At 40.1% G+C, this 23011-nt stretch carries 13 protein-coding genes; 5 read left to right on the top strand and 8 right to left on the bottom strand.

The window, feature by feature from the left end; all coding sequences use genetic code 11:
• Nucleotides 1-904: 904 nt before the first annotated feature.
• Nucleotides 905-2299, bottom strand: coding sequence for an alkaline phosphatase (locus MHI18_RS10100; protein WP_340847227.1), 1395 nt, complete (start codon nt 2297-2299; stop codon nt 905-907).
• Between the two features lie 105 nt (nt 2300-2404).
• Entirely contained in the window at nt 2405-4945 is a 2541-nt protein-coding gene (locus tag MHI18_RS10095) for an Ig-like domain-containing protein (protein ID WP_445669989.1), read from the bottom strand.
• 259 nt (nt 4946-5204) lie between these two features.
• Between MHI18_RS10095 and MHI18_RS10090 the strand changes: the two genes are divergently transcribed.
• From MHI18_RS10090 to MHI18_RS10080, 3 genes are all read left to right on the top strand, one after another.
• Nucleotides 5205-8636, top strand: a complete 3432-nt coding sequence (locus MHI18_RS10090; protein ID WP_340847225.1) for a S8 family peptidase — start codon at nt 5205-5207, stop codon at nt 8634-8636.
• 141 nt (nt 8637-8777) lie between these two features.
• A complete protein-coding gene (secA2, locus tag MHI18_RS10085; protein ID WP_340847224.1) occupies nt 8778-11156 on the top strand; it encodes an accessory Sec system translocase SecA2 in 2379 nt (792 codons plus the stop codon).
• Nucleotides 11157-11159: 3 nt separating this feature from the next.
• A complete protein-coding gene (locus MHI18_RS10080; protein ID WP_340847223.1) occupies nt 11160-12065 on the top strand; it encodes an accessory Sec system S-layer assembly protein in 906 nt (301 codons plus the stop codon).
• A 78-nt stretch (nt 12066-12143) separates the two neighbouring features.
• Here the strand turns inward: MHI18_RS10080 and MHI18_RS10075 are convergent, their stop codons facing one another.
• The 4 genes from MHI18_RS10075 to MHI18_RS10060 all read right to left on the bottom strand — a co-directional run bounded on the left by MHI18_RS10075 (nt 12144) and on the right by MHI18_RS10060 (nt 18528).
• The gene (locus MHI18_RS10075; RefSeq protein ID WP_340847222.1) at nt 12144-12551 is read right to left on the bottom strand and encodes a hypothetical protein; all 408 of its coding nucleotides are present in this window, start codon (nt 12549-12551) and stop codon (nt 12144-12146) included.
• A 334-nt stretch (nt 12552-12885) separates the two neighbouring features.
• Nucleotides 12886-14676 (bottom strand): M14 family zinc carboxypeptidase, encoded by a 1791-nt coding sequence (locus MHI18_RS10070; protein ID WP_340847221.1) that lies wholly within the window; start codon nt 14674-14676, stop codon nt 12886-12888.
• 194 nt (nt 14677-14870) lie between these two features.
• The gene (locus MHI18_RS10065) at nt 14871-15941 is read right to left on the bottom strand and encodes a C40 family peptidase (protein WP_340847220.1); all 1071 of its coding nucleotides are present in this window, start codon (nt 15939-15941) and stop codon (nt 14871-14873) included.
• Nucleotides 15942-16410: 469 nt separating this feature from the next.
• Nucleotides 16411-18528 carry a S8 family serine peptidase gene (locus MHI18_RS10060; protein WP_340847219.1) on the bottom strand — a complete coding sequence of 706 codons (2118 nt, stop codon included), beginning with the start codon at nt 18526-18528 and terminating at the stop codon, nt 16411-16413.
• 238 nt (nt 18529-18766) lie between these two features.
• Here MHI18_RS10060 and MHI18_RS10055 point away from each other — a divergent pair, with 238 nt between their 5' ends.
• Together MHI18_RS10055 and MHI18_RS10050 are read left to right on the top strand one after the other, a co-directional pair.
• Nucleotides 18767-20605 (top strand): PA14 domain-containing protein, encoded by a 1839-nt coding sequence (locus MHI18_RS10055; protein ID WP_340847218.1) that lies wholly within the window; start codon nt 18767-18769, stop codon nt 20603-20605.
• A 383-nt stretch (nt 20606-20988) separates the two neighbouring features.
• Nucleotides 20989-21258, top strand: a complete 270-nt coding sequence (locus MHI18_RS10050; RefSeq protein ID WP_340847217.1) for a hypothetical protein — start codon at nt 20989-20991, stop codon at nt 21256-21258.
• A gap of 42 nt (nt 21259-21300) precedes the next feature.
• Here the strand turns inward: MHI18_RS10050 and MHI18_RS10045 are convergent, their stop codons facing one another.
• Nucleotides 21301-22470 carry a CDP-glycerol glycerophosphotransferase family protein gene (locus MHI18_RS10045; protein WP_340847216.1) on the bottom strand — a complete coding sequence of 390 codons (1170 nt, stop codon included), beginning with the start codon at nt 22468-22470 and terminating at the stop codon, nt 21301-21303.
• Nucleotides 22463-22867, bottom strand: a complete 405-nt coding sequence (tagD, locus tag MHI18_RS10040; protein ID WP_340847215.1) for a glycerol-3-phosphate cytidylyltransferase — start codon at nt 22865-22867, stop codon at nt 22463-22465. The genes MHI18_RS10045 and tagD overlap by 8 nt, the downstream gene beginning before the upstream one ends.
• Nucleotides 22868-23011 lie beyond the last annotated feature (144 nt).

Below are 23011 nucleotides of genomic sequence, written 5' to 3'. Positions count from 1 at the left end.
AAATCAAAAAGAGCAGGATACACATTTTCACAAGACCGTTCAATCGGAGATATCGCGAGGGACGAATCTCTAGCAGTTTAGGCTGAATGTTAAGGAGTTTGGGCCGAATGTTTGTTCAAATGGGCCGAATAAATCGGGTTTTGGGCCGAATGAGTTACCATATTAGCTCCATCCAATAGAATTGGGCAGCTAGCTGCTAAACAACCAATTTATTTCAACGTGTTTAGTCCAAAAAGAGTCTATAAAATACGAAAAAGCTTAGAAAATTAAATGAAGAAGAGCAGGATACACATTTTCACAAAACCATTCAATCGGAGACATCGCGAGGGACGAATCTCTAGAAGTTTGGGCCGAATGTTTGTTCATATGGGCCGAATAAATCGGGTTTTGGGCCGAATGAGTCGCCATATTAGCTCCATCCAATAGATTCTGGCAGCTAGCTTCCAAGCAACCAACCAACGTATTTCAACGTGTTTTCTCAAAAATGTGTCTATAAATACGAAAAGGCTTAGAAAAACAAATGAAAAAGAGCAGGATACACATTTTCACAAGCCGTTCAATCGGAGATATCACGAGGGATGAATCTCTAGCAGTTTGGGCTGAATGTTAAGGAGTTTGGGACGAATGTTTGTTCAAATGGGCCGAATAAATTGAGTTTTGGGCCGAATGAGTCACCATTTTAGCTCCATCCAATAGAATTGGGCAGCTAGCTGCTAAGTAACCAATCTATTTCAACGTGTTTTGTCCAAAGAGGATCTATAAATACGAAAAGACTTTAAAAATCAAATGAAAAAGAGCAGGATACACATTTTTACAAGACCATCCGTTCAGCCATTTTTTCAGACCATATTGCCAAGCAACCAACTTATTTCAGCGTGTTTTCTCATAAAAACATCAGCCCTCCTTAGGAGGGCTGATGTTGGCCAGGAGTAAATGGTATCTTTGCTGCTTTGGTGATGATTCGGGAGATGTCGGTATTGTCGATGACGCCATGGAAGGACTGGCTGCCAGGTCCTGTTGCAAATACGGGAATCATGTTGGCGGTGTGTCCACCGGCTGTGCTTTTACTGCGGATGGATGAAGTAAGGACGCCCGCATCGAAATGCTTTGCGATGAGGCTGCCGATTTCCCATTGTACTTTGTTTTTGGGGTATACCCCATGGGTAGTGTTTTGAATGGTTTTGATAAATTGAGAACATTCTTGATCGGACAGATTTAGATGGGCATAGGTTTTGAAAACAGCTTTTACAGTTTTGGGATCGATGGATTGATTAGGTCCCCACGTTAATTGGGATGCCATGTAATAGGGAGACACCTTTATTTTTTTATAGGCGTTGATGTTCAATGGTTCTGTTGCTGAAATGCCCATTGTTTCGTGATCAGCCAGGACGACAACAAGTGTGTCTCCACGTTTCTTAGCCCATTCTGTAACGAGCTTAACTGTGTTATCAAACTCAATGGTTTCTTTCCAGATACCAGCCATATCCGAGGCATGTGAGGCCTGGTCAATTCGAGCACCTTCAGACATTAAAAAGAAGCCTTTTTCGTCTTTACTTAAGACCTGCAGCGCCTTCTTTGTCATCTCGGCTAAAGTCGGTTCCTTAGAATGGTATTCTTCTTTGTCTTGTTTAAAGTTCATGTAATCGGGATGAAATAAACCAAGAAGGCGTCCGGTATTGGGAGCGGCAGTCAGTTCGACTGCATTGTTCGCAATCGAGTAGCCGTTAGCTTGAAAGGATTTCAGCAAATTAACTCCGTCTTGTTTTTCAGGACTGAAATATAATGCACCGCCTCCAAGAATAACATCTACCTTATTTTGCAGAAGTTGCTTGGCAATATCAGCAAATCCAGTCCAGCGGTTAGTCACGCTTGCTCCGAAAGCGGCAGGTGTCGCGTCCACCACCATATTAGTCGAGATGAGACCTGTTTTTTTACCAGCAGCTTTAAATGCATCAAGAACACTGTCGACAGGTTTGCCATTTGCGTCAACTCCTATCATTTCATTATTCGTCTTGACGCCAGTAGCGAGCGCGGTACCCCCAGCCGCTGAATCGGTTACATGCCGATTGGCTGAATACGTTCGCATGAGGGCCGTTTGTTCAAGCTTTTCAAGATGCAGCACGCCTTTACGGCCATACTCGAATTGACGAGCAATTTCCATTTGCCCAAGCCCCATGCCGTCTCCGATTAAGAGAATAACATTTTTCGGGTAGGTGCTTTCTGCGGGGGGTGAGGCTTCAGCAGTCGCTGGTCGTACGATCAAAACGCCAATCAGTAGAATTAAGATGAAATTCCTCATCAAATTCCTCCCTTCATCCACTGTATTATTTGCCAAACTTCACAAAAAAATTAAAATAAGAAAAAGGCTGCCGAGGAATGTCTCGGCAGCCTTACGTCAATTCATTTATTTGGACACGATAAGAGTTGTGGAATAGCTTGTGCTGCCTTTTTTATCTTTTGAGTAGACAGTCAGAGCTGTACCTGCTTTTTGTTTTTTGATGACTACGGTGAATTTGCCGTTTTTAGATGCTTTCGCATGTCCAAGCGTCTTATTACCCGCTTTTACATATACGGTGGAATTTACTTCTGCTTTGCCAGTGACTTTTTTAGCATTTGCTTTAACTTTAGTGACGGCCGGTGCTGCTGTCTTGATGGTGATTTTCTTTGCCACGCTCTTATTACCAGCTTTGTCTACTGAATAGACGGAAAGATTCTTGCCGACTTTTTGTTTCTTAATTTTCACTTTAAATGTACCCGATTTACTTGCAGTAGCTTTCCCAACTAGTTTACTGCCTGCTTTTACATAAACGGTTGAACGGGCTTCTGTTTTCCCCGTTACAGTACCAGGAGTAGCTTTCAACTGACTAGGTGTTGCTGGTGCTGTTTTATCGATGACTGTAACTTTTACAACTTTACTGACATTTCCTGCTGCATCAACCGCTGATATGTCTAAACGCGTAGCTGCTTTTTGGCTAGGAATTGTAATACTGAAATTCCCTTTTGTATCAGCTTTAGCTGTGTACGCTTTCTTGCCGATCTTAACGCTGACAGTGGAATTCGCTTCCGCTTTACCAGTTACCATCTTCGCAGCATCACTTACAGCATGAACGGTAGGAGCTGCCGGGGCAGTAAGGTCTGTAACGGTAAGTGTGGTTTCACTTGAACGTTGGGCACTGTCAGTCGCCGTTACGGTGATAACAGTTCCTGCTGCTTGCGGTTTAATCTGGATCTTGAATAAACCAGCTGCATCTGCCGTCGCTTTGCCAATTTCTTTATTGTTTACGGCAGCAACGATTGCTGCACCGCTTTCTGTTTTTCCTTCAATAACTGAATCTTTATCACTGATTGGATTGACAATCGCTGGTTCAATCGTTGTTTTGGTTACCTTTTTAATTCGTCCTTCAATACTGCCTTTTAGTGGAGAATTTGCTTTGACATAGGTTAATAAGGCATCGAAATCAACAGGACCCGTTACTTTATTGGTACCATCACGCAGAATCGTATAGTTGTCGCCGCCTTCAGCCATAAAGTTGTTGACGGTTGCTGAATAGGTTTTGGCAGGGTCAATTTTGTCACCGTTTGGAAGAGTGATATCTAGGACGCGTTTACCAATCGGAAGTTCGGCACTCCACGTATAGTTCAGTCCGGATAACTGAAGAATATTTGTTTTTGTTTCTGTCCATTGCTGATTCAATAGGGTTCTTACTTGCTCTCCAGTTATATTTAGAGAAACAAGATCATTACCAAAAGGTTCTACAGTAAAAACATTACCCCAATTAATCGGGCCTTTGTCAATGCTTGCTCTGATGCCGCCTGGATTCATGAAACCGAAATCCGTTTTCATTTCCGCACGCATGCTATCGGCAATGACATTTCCTAAGATAGATTCTCCATCCTCATTTTGATCCTTGGTTAAGTTAACTGCAGCTTCACCAACGATTTCTTCCGTAATTTTATCTGTCTCTTCTTTATATTTCTTTACTAGCGCATCAATCTCTTGATCAGGTTCGATCCCAGCCCAAGTGGTATTAGCAATGACTGCCTCTTTTTTGACGATATCATGGGTGGCAGGATCAATTTCTAAATCGACATCAGCCAATGCAGTTCCGCTTGAATACGCTTGTACCAGCAGCTTGTTGTCAACAGTTGCGTTCAGGTACCTATGATTGTGCGCGGCAAAAATAACATCTACTTCATCATCCACTGTATTGGCAAAATTAATGGCTTCCCCATCAGGATTTGTCCCATCTGTATTGGATGTGCCTGGGTTATGTGCAATTACGACAATGGCTTTGATGCCTTGCTCTTTTAGTTCAGTCGTATATTTATTGATAGCGGTTACTTCGTCGGTAAAATCAACACCTGCGACACCACTTGGCGTAACGATCGATGGCGTACCAGCAAGGGTGATACCGATAAATCCGATTTTTTCTCCGCCCGATTCTTTAATGATGTATGGATCTAGAATGGGTTGTTTTGTTTTTGAATCTACGACATTAGCAGAAATATAAGGGAATTGTGCACCTTCAAATGAACCATGGTGTTTTGTATTAGCATGCTCTCCGCCATTGATGAGCCGTTTCATTTCCTCTACGCCTTCATCAAATTCATGGTTTCCAAGTGTTCCAATATCAAATTTAAGCTTATTAAACATTTCAATCGTAGGCTCGTCCTGCAGCAGGGCTGAAACCGGTCTGCTTGCACCAACGGCATCACCAGCGTGAATTTTGATGGTGTTGTTAGGGTTTGCAGCTTCATGTTTCTTTAAATGAGCAGCTAGATAAGCAGCGGTGCCGACTGTATCATTGCCAACCTTGCTTGACTTGTCGAGTTGACCGTGAAAATCATTTACGCTAAGAATTTGTACCTTAACGTTAGCTGAGGCAGCTTCGACATTGTGAATCGTTGTTGTGCCAAGAGGCAGGACTAAGCTGCTGACTAACATGGCGGAAGCGGTTACTTTCCCAATACGTGTCACGATATGATTCTTCAAAAATGAACACCATTCTTTCTATTAGTAGATTTTTTAAAAGATTCCCTCAATAGTATATATTTCTATTAAATAATAAGGAAGAAATTTGTTGAAAAATAGTAAAAATAAAGAAAATTTGTTGATTTAAAGTCTATTAAATATAAAAAGAAAATATTTCCATTAATGGTATTTTCGGTTATGATATATCTAGTAATATATGAGGGGGAATATAATGAAACCTATTTCTAAAAAGATAGCAGCACTTGGTATCAGTCTAACTGTAGCCATTACACCGGTGCTATCTTTCAATCATGCGGAAGCACACGTAAGTCTTCCAACTGGAAAGTCATTTAAGAGTCTACAGGCGTCAACAGGTAAGGCAAAAAATCAAGATACGGAGAAGAAGTTCAGTGACAACACGCTTGTCATCAAATATAGAACACCACTGACTGCTGCCGATCATCAGCGTGCAGGAACGACTGTTATTCAACAAATAAAAGAGTTGAAGTACATAGTTGTGAAAGTAAAGAATAAGAAAAACCTCGAAACTGCAATGAAAAGTTATCAAAAAAATAATAAAGTGACTACGGTTAATATGAGTCCGACTTTCAAGACATTGGCAGCAAACGATCCTAAAGTGGATCAACAATATGCGTTATCGATGCTGAATGTTGATGAAGCACAAAAGCTTGCAGGAAAAAATAAAGTCACCGTTGCAGTGATTGACCAAGGAATCGATCGTAATCACCCTGAACTAAAAGGTTCATTACTTCCGAGCTATAATGCAGCGAATCCCATGAATCCAGCTGCTCCAGATTTCCATGGGACACATGTGGCCGGAATTATCGCTGCTAAGAAAGATAATGGCATTGGCGGCTATGGAATGAATCCGAATGTGAACTTGCTTTCAATTGATGTATTTGATGGTCAGTACTATAGTTCAGACTATACAATTGCTCAGGGGATTTTATATGCCATCGAAAAAGGTGCGCAGGTCATTAATATGAGTCTAGGCGGCGGTTACCCGTCGTTAGTGCTTGAAGAGGCTGTCAAGAAGGCCATCGAAAAAGGGATTGTTGTGGTCGCAGCATCTGGGAATGACGGCGATGATTATGCGAGTTATCCGGCTGCATTTGAGGGAGTTATCAGCGTTGGATCTACTAATAGTAGTAAGAAATTAAGCTATTATTCAACGTACGGGGCTTCAGTAGATCTAGTTGCTCCTGGTGAGGATATTTATGCACCATTTTATGATGCAGCGAAGAAATCCACTTTTGCTAGATTGAGTGGAACATCAATGGCCACACCAGTGGTAGCAGGTGCTGCATCCTTACTTCTATCGAAGCATCCCAGCCTTACTCCAGCACAGGTTGAATACATACTGGAGCAGACGGCTACAGATATGGGTGACTCAGGATTTGATATTAAGTACGGAAATGGTCAGGTCAATCCTGTGGCCGCTTTAAACTACAATATTAAGAAACTGCCAGCCTTCGTTAAAGAAAACTGGGGACAAAAAGAGATACTTGAAAAGGCAACATCACTGAATGCAGATCAGCCTATTTCGATTAAAGAATCGATTACTAAACCATTTGAACAAAAGTGGATTAAATTTTCTGTGAAGAAAGGCGACTATATTCAAACATCTCTTCTTGGACAAGCTCAATATGATTATAAGATGATGGTTCACTTTTATGGTGAAGAAAAGCCGCAAATAATTGACGTCAATAATGAGAGAGAAGGAAAAACGGAAGCTAAGTTAATACAGGCACCGTTTACTGGAGAAGTAGCGATTGGTGTCAAAGATAGCAATGGAAGCTTCGATGATTCCACAAAAAAGGGTGCCAATTATGAACTGAAGGTTGCCAAATATCAAGAATTACCGGAAGATGAGTCAAGTCTTGAAACACCAGTAGAAGTTGCAGCGCTCCCGTTTACATCAACACCTGCATATTTAACTGGAGAAAAAGGTGATGAAGACTTTTTCCATGTCAAGGCAGATGAAGCTAGACTTATGAAAATAGATGTTTCAGGAATACCTGGTATAAACATTGCGTTAAATGTTTATGAAAAAGAGCAGTTGTTCCCGCCTCCAGAGGAGACAGAATCGGGAGAAGCACCAGCTCCCGTGCAAGATATTCCAAGTGAGAACCCTGCTCCTGTAGATGGGGAAGAGGAAGCCATTCCAGCACTCTATATGAGTAATAATGGTGGAGTTAGTGAAGGTGAATCACTGTACTTCATGTCTGAGCCAGAAAAGGAATACTATGTGAGCGTTACGAGTAAAAAAATGTCCTATGAATATTCCTACGGGGAAGATGACTTTTCCTTCGTAGAATATGGAGAAATGGAAGCAGGTCAGTCCATGCTTCCCTATACAGTTAAGATGGAAAGCAAACTAATGCCTGAAGATGAAGATGGGTATTCATTAGGTGGAGAGGAAGAAGAAGTAACTGAGGAGGATATGATTGCCGGCATTGATGCAAGTGCTCGTCCATACCAAATCGGTGAAAGTGCGGAAGGGTATATTCAAAGTGATAGTGATCAGGATTGGTATACGTTCGTTCCTGAAGAAAATGGAATCTATCAATTTGATATTCCGAGTCCGAAAAGAGATCTTCCATATGTACAGATAGCAGAAGTTGCTGAATTCATTGATGAAGAAACGAATAAAACGGTGAAATATTTAAGTTCTGTTGCGAGTAACATGGACTATTACAGTTGGGATATGGAATTAACAGATACATTTTTTGCAGGCTTGAAAGCTGGGAAGACCTATTATCTGGCAGCAGGCGGTACGACTAACTTCGATCCATACAAAATTACATCCAAGTTAGCAGTGAAAAGTACACAGGATCAATATGAGGATAATGATAAACCAGAAGATGCAAAGAATCTGCCGGATTCCGGCGTGGCAGAAGGGAACTTTGGATTTGCAAATGATGTAGATACCTTCTATTTAGTGCCAAATAAGACGGCCATATACAGCGCCAAGTTTGAACGTCAAAAAATGCCAAACTCTTTAAAAGAGTATCCAACTGAATTGCTGCAGCCAATATACGCATTTATACAGATCACGGAAGATACCAATGGCAACCATAAACTAGATCCCGAGGAAGCGGATAAAACGATAGTGTTTATGAACATTATTGAATCTGGAGTAAATTATGGTTCATTTAAAGCAGAAAAAGAGAAAAAATACTTTATTGCCATCCAAGGCTTGGTTGATTCAAGCTCAGGAATTTCGCTTTGGCCGTATAAATTCACAGCAGTTCCAGTCAATCAAAATGATGAAGATGCTGGGTCAAAGGTAAAGAATAATACACCATCTAAACCGCTGAATTTGAAGAAAGCAAAAACCAAATCATATTCGGCTAAGGGCTACCTTAATGCAGGTGTCGGTGAAGGTGATGAAGATTGGTATGTATTTAAAGCTGGTAAAAAAGAAACAGCGACTATTAAGTTTGCTGCTGGTGATGAGATAGATGGTGTGATTGAAGTATATAAAAATGGAAAACGAGTTGCTAAGTCAGATCAATATGCGCTCGCAGATCCTGAGCTTCTTTCATTGAATCTTACCAAAGGCACCTACTACATTAAAGTACGTGATGTGAAAGGGAATGCGTCGATCAATCCATATACCTTACATGTGAACTTGAAATAAAAACAGAGGCTTTTCCAAGGGTCAGTATAGGACCCTTGGGAGAGCCTTTTTTTGTTATTAACCAAGGACTATCGTCCATATTTTAGTTAATATGATATAATTATACTAGCTTCATATTTAATGGTAACAAAGGAGAACTGCATGATAACTAGAGTGAAAGAGCTGTTTAATGAGAGTTCCAAAGATTTAAAACGTTTATTGAAACTTGTTGATAAAGTAAATAGTGCTGAACAAAAATATCTAAATTATACAGATGAGGAATTAAAATACTGCACGGCAGAATTTAAAAACCAATTAAGCCAAGGAAAAACGATTGAACACATACAAGCAGATGCGTTTGCTGTGGTTAGAGAAGCGGCGAAGCGTGTAATCGGTCTGCGCCACTATGATGTTCAGTTGATTGGCGGCTTTGTTTTAAATGAAGGCAGTATTGCACAGATGAATACGGGTGAAGGAAAAACGTTAGTGGCGACCTTGCCGAGTTATCTTCAAGCATTAAAAGGCCAAGGCGTTCATATCATCACAGCTAATGAATATTTAGCTCGCCGTGATATGGAATTGATGGGTCAAATTCATGAATTTCTTGGATTAACGGTAGGGTTGAATATCTCGCAAATGGAGCCTTCAGAAAAGAAAGAAGCGTACCAAGCCGATATCACCTATGGTACGGGTACAGAATTTGGTTTTGATTATCTTCGCGATAATATGGTGTTTAAGAAAGAAGATAAGGTTCAAAGAGGACATGAGTTTGCGATTGTCGATGAGGTCGACAGTATCTTAATTGATGAAGCAAAAACACCGTTAATTATTGCGAATCAATCGAGTGATGGGGCAGAGTTGTTTATCATCACCGCACAAATAGTGAAAAGCTTCAAAAAAGATGTGGACTACGAATTGTTCCCAGAATCAAGACAGACCTTTATCAGTGATGAAGGTTCACGGAAGATAGAAACTGCGTTTGGACTTAAAAACCTATATGATGCTGAACATCAAGAACTGCTACATCACGTTATGCAGTCATTAAGAGCATCTGTCATTATGAAACGGGATGTTGATTATATTGTTAAGGACGGAAAGATTGAATTAATCGATCAGTTTACTGGTCGGATTATGGAAGGCCGTTCCTTTAGTGAAGGACTTCATCAAGCGATTGAAGCTAAAGAAGACTTGGAAATCTCTGAAGAAAATGAAACGCATGCTACGATTACGATCCAAAACTATTTTAGACTTTACAAGAATTTATCAGGGATGACAGGCAGTGCAACTCCGTCTAAACGAGAATTCTGGGATACGTATAATCTTAATGTCATTACGATTCCGACGAATAAGCCTGTTCGGCGAGAAGATTATCCTGACTTGGTGTACCGCAAGTATAATGACAAACTTAAAAAAATCATTGCTGAAGTGGAACACCTGCATAAAATGGGCCGCCCGGTATTAATCGGTACGACTTCTATTGAACAATCGGAAGTACTGTCAGAATCGCTGACAAAAGCAAATATTAAACACTATGTATTGAATGCTAAAACCGAGCAAGACGAAGCAGAAATCATCGCCCGAGCCGGTCAAAAGGGTCAAGTTATGCTGGCTACAAATATGGCTGGCCGCGGAACAGATATTGTGCTGGGTGAAGATGTGCGTGAGCTTGGCGGTCTGCATATTCTTGGTACGGAACGTAACGAAAGTAAACGGATTGATATGCAGCTTCGAGGCAGATCCGGCCGTCAAGGTGATGCCGGTTCTTCACAATTTATCATTTCATTAGAAGATGATCTGTTCGATTACTATGATGAAGAAGAAAAAGAGCGCTATTTGAAGAAGGTTAAGGTTGATGAAGAAGGCTTAGTCGTTTCTCCAGATCCGATTAAGTTTGTTAAAAAGGTTCAGGATAATATTGAAGGCGCGCATTATTCAAGCCGAATTCATTTATTAAAACTTGAAAATGTACTGGACCAACAAAGTAAAGTTATCTATTCCATGAGAGACAGAATGCTTGAATTAACGGATGATGATCTGTTTGATGAGCTGCTGGCTTATATGGAACGATATATGAATACTTTGATTGATCATCATCTTCCAGAAGATCCTGAAGAGCATAGACTTGACGAGTTGATGGAGAAATTATCGGAGCTATTCATCGACTTAAGTCTGACTCAAGAAAAACTAATCGACCAGGATGCGTATCAAGTGAAGCAAGTAGCAGTGTCTGAATTCAATGAGCTAAAACAAACCATTCTTGAATTAAAAGGTGACGAAATGCTCGCACTGCAGCTTCGTAATTATATGCTTACGCAAATTGATTCGGATTGGATTGAGCATCTGAACTTAATGACTCAGATTAAAGAGGGAATTACACTCAGAGGGTATGCCCAAGAAGATCCATACATCACCTTTGAAAAAGAAGGAGCTGCCGAATTCAATCTGCTGATTGCTGACATTGAGGCCGGTATTAGTACACAGTTCATGGAACTTATAAAAAACAATTATCAAGTTGTAAACGAAAATGAAGAGGGTGAATAAAGGATGGGACGATTAGGAAAGAAAATTAAAAAACAACAAGCAATCAATTCTGCCAACCAAACAGCAAGTGAAAAAGAAGCGCAGTTTAATGAAGATGGAACCGTCAATACGACCCTTTACTTTCATCCTGAGTGGGAACTGACTGTAGCTGAAAAATATATCTATCAATTCCGTCATCAAAAACTACCGGCTTTACTTCCAGACCAGCTGTCCATTGCCGGTATTGATTTGATTGAAGATGAAGATGAGGTCATTGTCGAAACATTTTTACGAAATACATTGTCGAAGTCCGTACGTTTTGAAGAAGTGGACCTTCTTCTCTTAGATGCAGAGGGCCAGGTACTAGCAAAGAAACGGTTTGAATTAGACGAAGTGAGTGAGATTCCAGGACTGTCTTGCATGCCTTGGAGATTCCTTTTCGGAAAAGAAGATCGAGTAGCTGGAGACATTCCGACAGAAGGCTGGAAGATTGCCTTTGAATTAAAAAATAAAACCGAAGAACAAGAGCATCTATTGGATCTTGACGAAACGTGGGAAAAAGAACTTTCCAGCCTTCAAAAAGAGAATCTGCAAAACTTGATTACTACTCTGCCAAAGCTTTCTCCTGGTGAAATCAATTTAATGGGCATTGAAGCGAAATTTAATGAAGACGGTGCACTTGCTGTCGTTATTCTTGTCAGAAATGGCAATGAGAAGAACATTAAGCTTGAAACCATTCCACTGGTGGTTGAAGATGCACAGGGGGATGTTGTCTGCGAGGGCGGATTTAATCTTAGTAATTTTGAAGTAAAAGCGAATACGAGTAAACCTTGGACGTTTATATTCCCAAGTTCATTAATCCAGAAACAAGAACCAGATTTATCTCGTTGGAAGGCGTATGCACCTGCTGCTTCACTTCCACAAACATAACTACTCCCCCGTCGACCTTGGCGGGGGTTTTTATCGTATAAAATAGACCCATCAGATTCTGATGGGTCCATTTTATGCTTATGAAAATTCAGGCCAATTCACTTGCGCTTCATCGCCTTCAATTTTATCAAGGGTACGATAGCGGAATGGAGTAAGTTCTGCTTCCGCTTTACCTACAAAATCCTTAGCTAGTTCGAAAGGAAGTAATTCGAATTGCTCTGCTTTCTCTGAAAGTAAGTAAGCGCCAACGATTTGACCTTTCTTGCTGATATCTATGGTTAAGAAAGCTGGATAATATGTAAGATCTTTAGCTTCAAGGATGGCTTTAGCAGTAATCGTTCCGTCCGGTTCGATCTCAGTCGAATCATTGCTGGTTTTTTCCAGCACTTTTAATGCCCACCCTGGCTTTTTGTAGCCTCCTATTATTTTTGGCGGGTGTTTCTTAAAATTTTCTACGAGATTGTCGATTTGATTCTGTTTATCCACTATATCTGCTCCCCCTTATATTCATAACACATTGAGCGGTTCGAGCCCAACTCAAGTACATTGTTATACTAGCTGTCAGTTTATCTACTATACAGATAAATATATACAAAAAAGTAGTATTTATTAGTTTGTCCAGCTGGACCACACGAATAATCCTAATATACCTTATTTATTCTACTAATAATCTCCTTGTTATACAAGGATAATCAGTAAAGGAAGGATATACGGAAATATCTTGCCCTGAGTTATGGTTCGACAAAGAAATCAGTTTGATTATATCATTATTCCGATTATTCAGCCAGATTAATACCATAGAGCTTAATCCAATAAGTGTTTATTCAGCTCTATCTACTTCTTCATCTTTTTGTATATCAATACTAGAATCTGGTTGATTTTCCGCCTCTGTAAGTAGTTGTTCAATTCGGTTCTGCATCGATAGTAAGAATTCTTCGGTTGCCGCAAACGTTTTATACCTTTTAGGAGCGTTCTGTTTAAAGGCTGTTGAAGCTGTATTTAACTCCTGAAGCTTAGACATTTTTTCTCTGGCTTCACGATACCGTTTATTCGCTGCTTCCTTATCGATTTCCAATAAGAGCTGGTAACGTTTCATTTCATAATCAGCACTTGCTGTAAAATCTTGAACCGGTACTATGTATTTTGTTTTGGCTAAGGTTCGGACATGGCTGTACTTCATTTTAGAAAGTTTTGTTTTCGTTGAAGTCATATTCACTTTTAGCTTTTGATACGAGTTCACGGTATTTGAGTTAATGGTCCCGTTTTCAAAGTCATTGATTACGACCTGGGCTTTTTCACTAAGACTATCCCCCGCACTAATGCCATTCATGTAAGCTAGTGTGTTCGTTAAATAAGTCTTCGTTTTACCGAGTGCTGTCTTCGGTTTAGAGCGGTAGTTTTCAGGAAGCTTGGCTATCAGCTTTTCCTGTTTTTTTATTTCAGCTGTCACGTTTTTATACTTTTTGTTTAAGGAATTGCTCACAACTAATTGATGGACAGACGTAATATCATTTCCATATGCTTGTTGGAGCGTGCTGGCTGTTTTTGTATTATAGGCGATAATCTTTTTCGCGAGAAGCTTGCTAGCCGCCGTTTCACGAGAATCATAGAGTTTAAAGCCTTCCTGAGCAATGTAAAGACCAACAATACTATTTTCTTTCCAAATGCTAGGGAATTTCTTGATTGGTACATGTGTTTCACCTGCATACGGAGCTACTTCAATTGTGTAGGCTGGTTTTTTCTCAACGCGGGAGAACCAGTCACTAAATCCACCACCGCCGCCAAAACTTTTCGGATAAACGAGGCTGTAGCCGGTAATGCTTCCTAGCTTTTTTGCGTACCCATACTCTCTAGTATATCGAACGCCGCTTTGCTGGTAATTCCAGAAAAGAATTTCTCCGCTGCTATGATAGGCAACGGCCATCTCCGGATCAATATTATTAGTGAAGGCGAGAATTACTTTGGTTTCTTTAGCAGAGGCTGCTGTCTTTCCCTTATAATTCTTAAAGCTTGGTGATTTGGGGCCCTTTATTTCCTTCCACTTGGCATTATATTGGCGATTTAAATCTATTCCTTTGCCATTTGCTTTCCAGCGCTTAAAGTTTTTACTGCCATTATTCATTTTAATTAATTGCTTATGGGTGCTTTTCGGGAAGTTTTTCAGACCAGACTGCTGAAGGGTTACACCGTCTGGATTAACCATAGGTACAAACCAAATGGTTGTGTTGTTTAAAACGGTACGGACTTTGAATCCATTTATTTTTGAATTGTTTTTATAGGCGTATGCATATTTATCAATCATATTCATATTGACGTTCGTGGTAATCCATTCACGAGCGTGATGTGAGCCATTCAAAAAAACGGTGGAATCGCCTTTTCCAAGTGAAACCGCATAAATGTTGCGGCCGTATTCAGATGTCCCAATGACTTTAACATCTACTAAGTCCGGGTAGGCTTTCTTTAATTGGCCAATGTCAGAGACCATAGTTGAATAGGTATAAGTTTTATTCGGGTTTACTAAGTAAGAGGCTGCTTTAGTAGAGTCAGAGAAAACAAGTAGTCCAGCTGCCAGCATCAAGATGGATAAAAATGATTTGCATAGATTGGGCATTTATTCCTTCCTTTCCAATGTTGTTATAATTATAGTACCATAGATAAGTATGGTAGTTTACAGGAAATAGAAGTTAATTTACAAGTATTCACAAGTTTTAGTTGAATTGGTACTTTATTTTGGAATATTTTTCTATTAGATGAGCAGCACACAATAAAAAAACAGCCAGTCCGCTTTAGCGGAGGGCTGCCTTTTTAGAAGTTTTTAAAACCTGCGAGCCTTGTTTCATAGTATCCAGAGCTCAGGGAGCTGATCATGACACCTTTACTTGTGCTGGCATGTATAAATTGCCCGTTACCCAGATAGATTCCCATATGTGTGATGATAGATTTAATAGCTGGATTACCAGCAAAAAACACTAAGCTACCAGGGCTTGGGTTGGTCGTATTTTTGCCAAGGTCGAAGTACGTTGAGGCAGAAGTTCGTGAAATGGAATAACCGGCTTTCTTCATAACATAGTAAACGAATCCACTGCAATCAAAGCCTCCTGGTGATGAACCGGCCCATGAATAAGGCGTCCCAATGAGTTTCTTTGCTTCAGCAATTAATGTATCAGCTTGCTTGTCCACATTACTGATTGTATCCGAGTTAGTAGGTTTTGCTGCTGGTTTAGAAGCAGCAGCCTGATTAACACTAAGATTTTGCCCCGCAAAAATAGTATCCGAAGTTAATTGATTCAAGCTTTTTAACTCTTGCAGCGTTAGTTTAAATTGAGAGGCTATTTTCGAAAGAGTGTCGCCTTTTTTAATGGTATATAGACCGGATTTATTTGATTCAGATGGTGAAGAATCGGTACTTGTTTTCTTCGCTTGCGGCAGGTCAATCACGGTTGTTCCTGTGGATTTAGAAACGATTAACACATCACCAGGATAAATAACAGTTGAGGTTAATTTATTAAGGCTCTGCAGCTCACCAAGAGTGATATGATGCTTGTTCGCAATTTTGGTTAGATTATCACCTGCTGCTACGGTATAGGTAGCCGTGCTGGTTTTCTCAATAGATACCTGTGCTTTGGCAGTCGAGGCTTTTGTGGTAACAGAAGCATTAGTGCCGGCAGCTACTTTTAATGTCTGATTTACGAAAATGGCGTCAGAGGATAATTTATTGAGTGTTTTTAATTTAGCAAGAGTAGTTTGATGATTTTTGGCGATTTTCGTTAGAGTATCACCGCTTTTTACTGTATATGTATTGGCAGCAAGGGCAGGAGAAGCAAATGCTGAAGAGAGGATAGCTGCTGCTGATAATGTCGCAATGCCTTTTTTCACGATTTTTCTCACCTCGATAAGTTGTTTGTCTCTATCTTATCAAACAAATCAGACAATCTTATATTACATTTATGTTACAAATTGAGAAAAATAGGTTTAAATGATAGAATATGTACTTTTATCAAAAATAAACAAGAAAAAGAAGACTATTGAAGGGTAGTCTTCTAAGACTTTAGACTAATCGGGTAAGATCTATAAAACCAGACGGTGATTTCCATTCCAGGCGTTTCGTTTTCCGCAGGCGGTGAGCTGCTTCACACCAACACTCCCAACAACTGACTTTCTAAACTTAAAAAAGGACTATGTATAAATAGATCTAGAATATTGAGGTGATAAGGAATATTTTCGAGTGCCATCTTGTTCCTGCAGGCCTATTTGGTACGAAAAATGCAAAAGAGGTTCAGAATGAAATCATTCCAAACCTCTTTTGTCTACAAACTGAGACGACTATCGATTTGGATAGTCGTCTTTATGCGTTTACTAATTGAAAAGGAGGACTCTTAATAATACGTGAATTACCTGCTTCATCTCTTAAAATGACCTTGAAACGATAGTCACCGTTAATGGCTGCTTTTTTGTTCTTCGTTTGACCATTCCAAGTCACGTTTGATTGACCAATTTTAAAGGAAGTATCGGTTAAAAGTCTGTTTACGATTTTACCATTTTTATCAATTATAGAGACTGACCCAGTAACAGATTCAGTAACGGTAATCGTATTTTCTATTTTTGATTTCCCGGTTGTTTTAAAGCGAACATCGGAATTCACAATTGATCCAGAAGGAGGCACTGTATCTAGTTTAATTGGTATGTCCTTTGTTAATCCAGCGCGTCCATCACTGTCTATTAGAGAAATACGAAGCGTATAGCTGCCATCTTTTAGTTGGCTTCTGTTGGTATTCGTACCATTCCATTCAAGCGTATGGCGTCCGCCTGTAAACGGTTTGTTCTTTTGAAGGGTTCGTACTTTAGTACCTGCCTTATCTAAGATAACCGCTTTAATGACCGCGTCCTTATTCAACCGGATAGGGATGGATAGTTTAGCCTGCGCTTTTGGTGAATAGAGATAATTCGTTTTTGAAACAGTCAGCTCGGGCACAAGCGTATTATTCACCTTTAAGCTCTTTTTAGTAATCAAGGAATGGCGGGCATTCGCAGTCTTAATCACAAGTTTGACATCTCCGCTAGATTGATAGGATCCATTGTCAAGCTTCCCATCCCAGTTATAGGAAATGGGTTCCCCGTTCGATGCCTGATTAGTGAGCATTTTCTTTAGTATTTGTCCATTGGTATTTTCAATATAAAGCGAAATGGTCGTGTCCTTAGGAGGAGTGAATGAAATGTTTAGTTTATTCGATCCTTCTATAGTGAACGATTTATCAGATAGTTCAAGATTAGTCATTGATTCAGGTGTATTGACCAATGCTTTGTGTGCATCGATTTTCCCGTTTCCAAATTGCGGATCCCATCCAGATGGTCCAAGATCAGTGGACGACTCTTTTAAAATTGAAAGGACTTCAGATGGCGTTAAAAAGGGGTTTTTAGCAAGTATGAGTGCTGTAACCCCAGAGACCATAGGGCTTGCCATACTTGTACCGCTCATGGTACCAAACGAGTCTTCTGAAATAGTCGAATAAATATCCTTTCCAGGTGCCGTAAAGTCTATATACTTCCCAAAGTTAGAGAAGGAGGCAAGCTTATCATTCTTATCAATGGCGCTGATTCCTAGAACGTTTTTCAAGGCTGCTGGATAGCGAGGCTTGGCTGTATGTTCATTACCAGCTGCCGCAATGACGACGATTCCTCTAGCAGCAGCTGCTTGTACGGCTTCATCGAGAATGTTGGTATAGGCGTTTGTCGTAAGACTTAAATTGATAATATCTGCACCTGCATCAATTGCATAATAGATGCCTTCAGCGACGTCATAAATATCGGCTTCTTCCTCTCTAAATACATTCACCGGAATGATTTTAGAGGAAGGGGCGATACCGCTAGTGCCTTCATTATCCTGAACAGCTGCAATGACTCCGGCTATATGTGTGCCATGATCATTAGGTAAGAGGGTCTTCTTCCGAGTAATGATATTAAACGGTTTTGTTATTTGCCCTTTTAAATCAAAATGGCTCACTTGGACACCGCCATCAATAACGGCGGTTTTAATCACCGTTTTTCCTTTTGGCAAATCCCATGTATCCGGTAAGTTTAGGTTCTTTAAATACCATTGCTTTGAGTAATCCGAATCAGTAGGGATATACGAATGTGCTAGTTTATAATTTGGCTCAGCAGAAAGGACTTCTGGGTGGGAGAGCAAACTTTTGGCTGAAGTTTCTAGGGTGCGCCCTTTAGGAAGAGTCAGTAAGGAGAATTGATGATCAGTCAGTTTCGATGCTTCCACAGCGGAAATAGATTTGATTAGTGTTTGCTTGGTTTTTTCATTTGTATTTTGTTTAAATTGGATAATTAACTCATTTTTATCGTAAAGTTCATTTTTTACACTGTCAGTTGAGGACTGTGCGGCTGTCAAATCTACGGGTGAACAAGTCAATATTCCAACCATAAGAACGGCAGATAAGAAAATGGATTGTCTCATTATGGGTCTCCTTTTATAAGTATTAGATTCTGAGAGTAGGAGTCTTTTATGTAATTGTCTAATTTTAACACGTCATACAATTGAATCCTATTAATATCCTTGTTTTTAGGCACAAATTATCACGAAAAAACTGATTAATTGTCAAAAAGTGGTTAACAAAGTAACTATTTTAGTAGATAATGGGAGGAAACTAGGAATTAGGAGTGAGTAAGTTATCAAAAAATGTTTGCTAGTATCGTTGTTTACTTTATTAATGGTCTTTGGTTACTCGATTGAATCGCAAGCACAGGGTAGTGAAAATTGGCGGGCAGTGTATTATCCAACGGTGAATTTTAAGGGTGCGAAGGTGAGCTGCACTGTTAATTCGATAAATTTTTCTTGGGGATCCAAATCACCAGCCAAGAAGATTCCCAGCAGCAAGTTCTCAGCCACTTTTGAAAAGAAAATGACGGTTTCTAAAACTACTACCTATGTCCTGATGGGAAAAGCGGATGATGGACTGCGGATTTATGTGGATGGAAAACGAAAGGTAAATGAGTGGAAGGCTGGAGAGCGCAATTTCGAAAAGCAGGTAAAGCTGACAAAAGGAAACCATACAATTAGAGTGGAGTATTATAACATAGGAAAAAATGCGAAACTTAAAGTCAATATTAAAGAGGCGGCTTCAGTCACCCCTTTAGAAAAATGGGGAGCAACGTTTTATAGTAAGCAGAACTTAACGGGGAAAGCTGTGAAGAAGCAGTTCTCTGCGCTAGATGCTAACTGGGGAACAGGTTCGCCAGACCCTAGTATTCCAGCTAACCAATTTTCAGCTGTTTTTGAAAAGCGGACGAATATTACCAAAAGCGGCACGTACCTGCTGAGCGGAGGTGCTGATGATGGAATCCGCATTTATGTGGATGGTGTGAAGAAAGTGGATCAGTGGAAGGACAATGTGCAGACATTTAATGTAGAAATAGCTCTAAGTGCAGGGATACATATTATTAAGGTCGAGTATTATGAAAAAAAAGCGACGGCACAGCTAACCGTCAAGCTTGATAAGAAAGCAAAAAAAGAACAGGTTACCTACACGAATTATGGAATAACACTTAACGAAGCGTTGGCCGCTCAGATGAAAGTGAACCCACAGACAGATAAAAAATATTCTGCCTATATTCCCGCGGTCAGTGTCAAACTCGATTCGAAAAATATTAACAGTGGTGCTATGCTGGAGAAGACAGTGATTAAAGCGGGAACAAGTACAGTTTCGCGTACACTTGCCACCTTACCTAAGAAGACGAAGGTGAAAATTCTAGGTTTTAAAGTGTCAGATGATAAAGAGCTATGGTATAAGGTTCAAACTGGATGGGTGAACGCATCATCTGCAGATACTAAACACTACCTGAATCCAGAGCAGGTGAAAAAGGGTACACCAGATTTTTATCAATTTGTTAAGCTTTCCGATTTTGCTGGATTAAATCCTGCTGAGATTAATCAGAAAATTTTATTTGAACGAGGAATTTTAAAGAACCGGGCTGATGCTTTTATTAAGGCAGGCTTTAAATATGGCATTAACGAAATCTACTTACTCGCTCATTCCTCATTGGAAACGGGAAAAGGAACGTCAAGACTTTCAAAGGGAATAAAAGTGAAGGCCAAGTTGGATAGTAAAGGGAAACCTGTTTATACAACCGTAAATATAAAAGGCAAACAGGTGGTTGAAAAGGAAATTGACATTCTCCCGGACGATGCTAAGAACTACGAAAAGAAAGTCTACAATATGTATGGAATCGGTGCCTATGACACCTGTGCGTTGGAATGCGGAGCACGACGAGCATTCAATGAGGGATGGACGAGCGTGGATAAAGCCATCATTGAAGGCGCTCGCTATGCTGCAGAGGATTATATCCATGAAGGGCAAGATACCATTTATAAAATGAGATGGAATCCAGACTATATGGATGCCAATCGGAGAGCCTACCACCAATATGCCTCAGATATTGGCTGGGCAGCCAAACAAACCAAATACTACATCGAACTCTATAAATTACTCGACAGCTACACCATCACATACGACGTACCACGCTACAAAAAGTAAAGGAAAACCCCGCAGATTTAAGTCTGCGGGGTTTTCTTGATTTAAATTGAACCCGCGTTTCTGGGGCATCTTGAAGAATTTCTGTGCAAAAGGCAAATTGAAGACAAAAAAGAAAGAAACTCTATTTTAAAAGACAAACCAATCTTTGAGCCTGCGCAGCTGGGGTGTTTTGGGTATCTTGGTATCCATACTGTGCAGAACAGAGGGAAACCTGTGCAAAACAGAAGAATTTCTGTGCAAATGGAGCTTAAACCTGTGCAGAAGCGGCCAAAAAGTGTGCAAAACTAAGGATTTTCTGTGCAAAAGGCGAGTTGAAGACAAAAAAGAAAGATACCCTATTTTAAAAAAAGACAAACCGGTCTTTAAATCTGTGCAGCTGGAGTGTGTTAATCACCTCGGCATTTGTTATGTGCGGAACGGGAGAGTTTATGTGCGCTTGGAGCTTAAGTATGTGCGGAACCGGACTATTGTGTGCGCTTCAGGCACTTTTCTGTGCGGAAGGCTATAACGAAGTTGAAGACATAAAGGAAAGATACCCTATTTTTAAAAGACAAACCAATCTTGAGCCTGGGTATTTTAAGCATCACGAAGTCATGCTGTGCAAAACAGAAGAATTTCTATGCAAAGGTGATGAGGATGAAAACTTCCGCTGACTGAATAATAAAAAGCCGTCGAGGGTTCTCGACAGCCTGAAGTCATTCATTGTTAAAAAGAAAATCAACGAGGTTTTTGCTGGATTGGCCAGTGGAATAGTGATTCCATTTTTGATTAAAGGCGATTAATTGCTTTTGATCAATGCCGTTCCGCTTGATGTGTTCAATTAGTTCGTTTGTTGTTTGTGAAACGGGACCTGGCATGGAGGTGGTGTAATCCTCCCAAAAGCCTCGTTCCTGCTGATATTCTTCCAAGTCGTAAGCATAAAAATACATGGGTTTTCCAAGGAAAGAATATTCAAACGGAATGGATGAGTAGTCAGTGACGAGACAATCGGCTGCCAGCAGTAGTTCGTTCATATCAGGGTAGTCAGATAAATTATGTACGAACCCTGGATAGGCTGATTCGAGTTCAACATCTGCGGTTACGGCAGGGTGAAGTTTTAGCAGTAAGACATATCCTTTTTGGCTAAGTTCGCGGTATAGCAAATCGATGTCGAGAGCAATCTTGCCGGAATGTAGGGTCTGGTTTCGGAATGTAGGTGCATAAAGAATCGTTTTTTTATCAGCCCATTCGGGATATTTGCTAGTCAATATGCGCTGTGCTTCAGTAAGTGCAGGTTGATTAAAGAAGAAATCGGTTCTAGGAATCCCTGTATAAAGGAAGTGTTTGTCACTCAAACCAAAGCTTTCTTTAAAGATATCTGCCATTACATCAGAGCCGGCTACTACATGATCAAACATCTTGTAGACGTTTATAAATCGTTGCTTAGCGGCAGGTGTCCGCTCCGCGATAGAAGGATCTGTTAATCCAAATTTCTTAATGGCTCCAGCTGCATGCCAAATTTGTGTACAGGTAACGCCTGGTCGGAAAGAGATAGCAGCTAAAAAGCCGAAGTAATTATCAACAATAATTCGTTTTGCTGTTGCCAGATGATAAATCGAGAGAAGTAGATGGATGATATTCTTCGTTTCAAAGTTAAAGACGATGGTATGACCATCGTCTTCGCCTTTTATTTTACTAGTAGACGTTCGTAAAATAACTCGTTTCCATGTTAACTCCTGCTTGTCCATTTCATCTAAAATATATTGTGTATTGTCGCCAAAGGAAGTAACAAACACAGCCTTTGACTTTAATGGAAGGATGCTAAAAATGGAAAAAAGGATACTAAAGGTGTGTAGATAAAGCCTGATGGCGATTTCTCTAGCCATTTTGAACTTTAACTTTAGTCAGGTCTTTTTTGATCATACTTGTTGAGATGCCAATTGTTCTTGGAAGATAGACAACATCGCAATACGCAGCTAGTTCGTCGAACTTCCCTTCCCAATCATCACCCATCACAAAGATGTCAATTCCCTCACGAATAATATCATCTTTTTTCTGTTCCCATGTATTCTCGGGAATAACTTCATCTACATAGCGAATGGCTTCAAGGATCATTTTACGGTTTTCAAAACTATGGTAAGCTTTTTTATTTTTTAAGTCATTAAATTCATCAGTTGAGATGGCTACTACTAGGTAATCGCCAAGGGCTTTAGCCCGCTTTAATAGATTTATATGGCCCCAGTGCAATAAATCAAAAGTACCATATGTGATTACTTTTTTCATGCTTCTTCCTCCTGTATATCCTATTTTAAATGGATGTAATGTATGGTGGAACCCTGTAAATCCCAGGCGGCATCTATTTCGACAGTTGAATACACAAGTAGCTAACAGTATATGTTAATACTTCATTATAACTCATTCTATTTA

The organism is Peribacillus sp. FSL H8-0477 (genome assembly GCF_038002765.1).
Classification (GTDB): Bacteria; Bacillota; Bacilli; order Bacillales; family DSM-1321; genus Peribacillus.
Note: the sequence above shows the minus strand (reverse complement) of the source record. Positions and strands in the feature narration are given on the sequence as shown.

What these genes read in the sequence shown, in the direction of transcription:
- MHI18_RS10045 (WP_340847216.1), bottom strand. Translation starts at nt 22,470, where the DNA reads ATGGCTAGAGAAATCGCCATCAGGCTTTATCTACACACCTTTAGTATC.
- MHI18_RS10090 (WP_340847225.1), top strand. Translation starts at nt 5,205, where the DNA reads ATGAAACCTATTTCTAAAAAGATAGCAGCACTTGGTATCAGTCTAACT.
- secA2 (WP_340847224.1), top strand. Translation starts at nt 8,778, where the DNA reads ATGATAACTAGAGTGAAAGAGCTGTTTAATGAGAGTTCCAAAGATTTA.
- MHI18_RS10060 (WP_340847219.1), bottom strand. Translation starts at nt 18,528, where the DNA reads ATGAGACAATCCATTTTCTTATCTGCCGTTCTTATGGTTGGAATATTG.
- MHI18_RS10095 (WP_445669989.1), bottom strand. Translation starts at nt 4,945, where the DNA reads ATGTTAGTCAGCAGCTTAGTCCTGCCTCTTGGCACAACAACGATTCAC.
- MHI18_RS10070 (WP_340847221.1), bottom strand. Translation starts at nt 14,676, where the DNA reads ATGCCCAATCTATGCAAATCATTTTTATCCATCTTGATGCTGGCAGCT.
- MHI18_RS10080 (WP_340847223.1), top strand. Translation starts at nt 11,160, where the DNA reads ATGGGACGATTAGGAAAGAAAATTAAAAAACAACAAGCAATCAATTCT.
- tagD (WP_340847215.1), bottom strand. Translation starts at nt 22,867, where the DNA reads ATGAAAAAAGTAATCACATATGGTACTTTTGATTTATTGCACTGGGGC.
- MHI18_RS10100 (WP_340847227.1), bottom strand. Translation starts at nt 2,299, where the DNA reads ATGAGGAATTTCATCTTAATTCTACTGATTGGCGTTTTGATCGTACGA.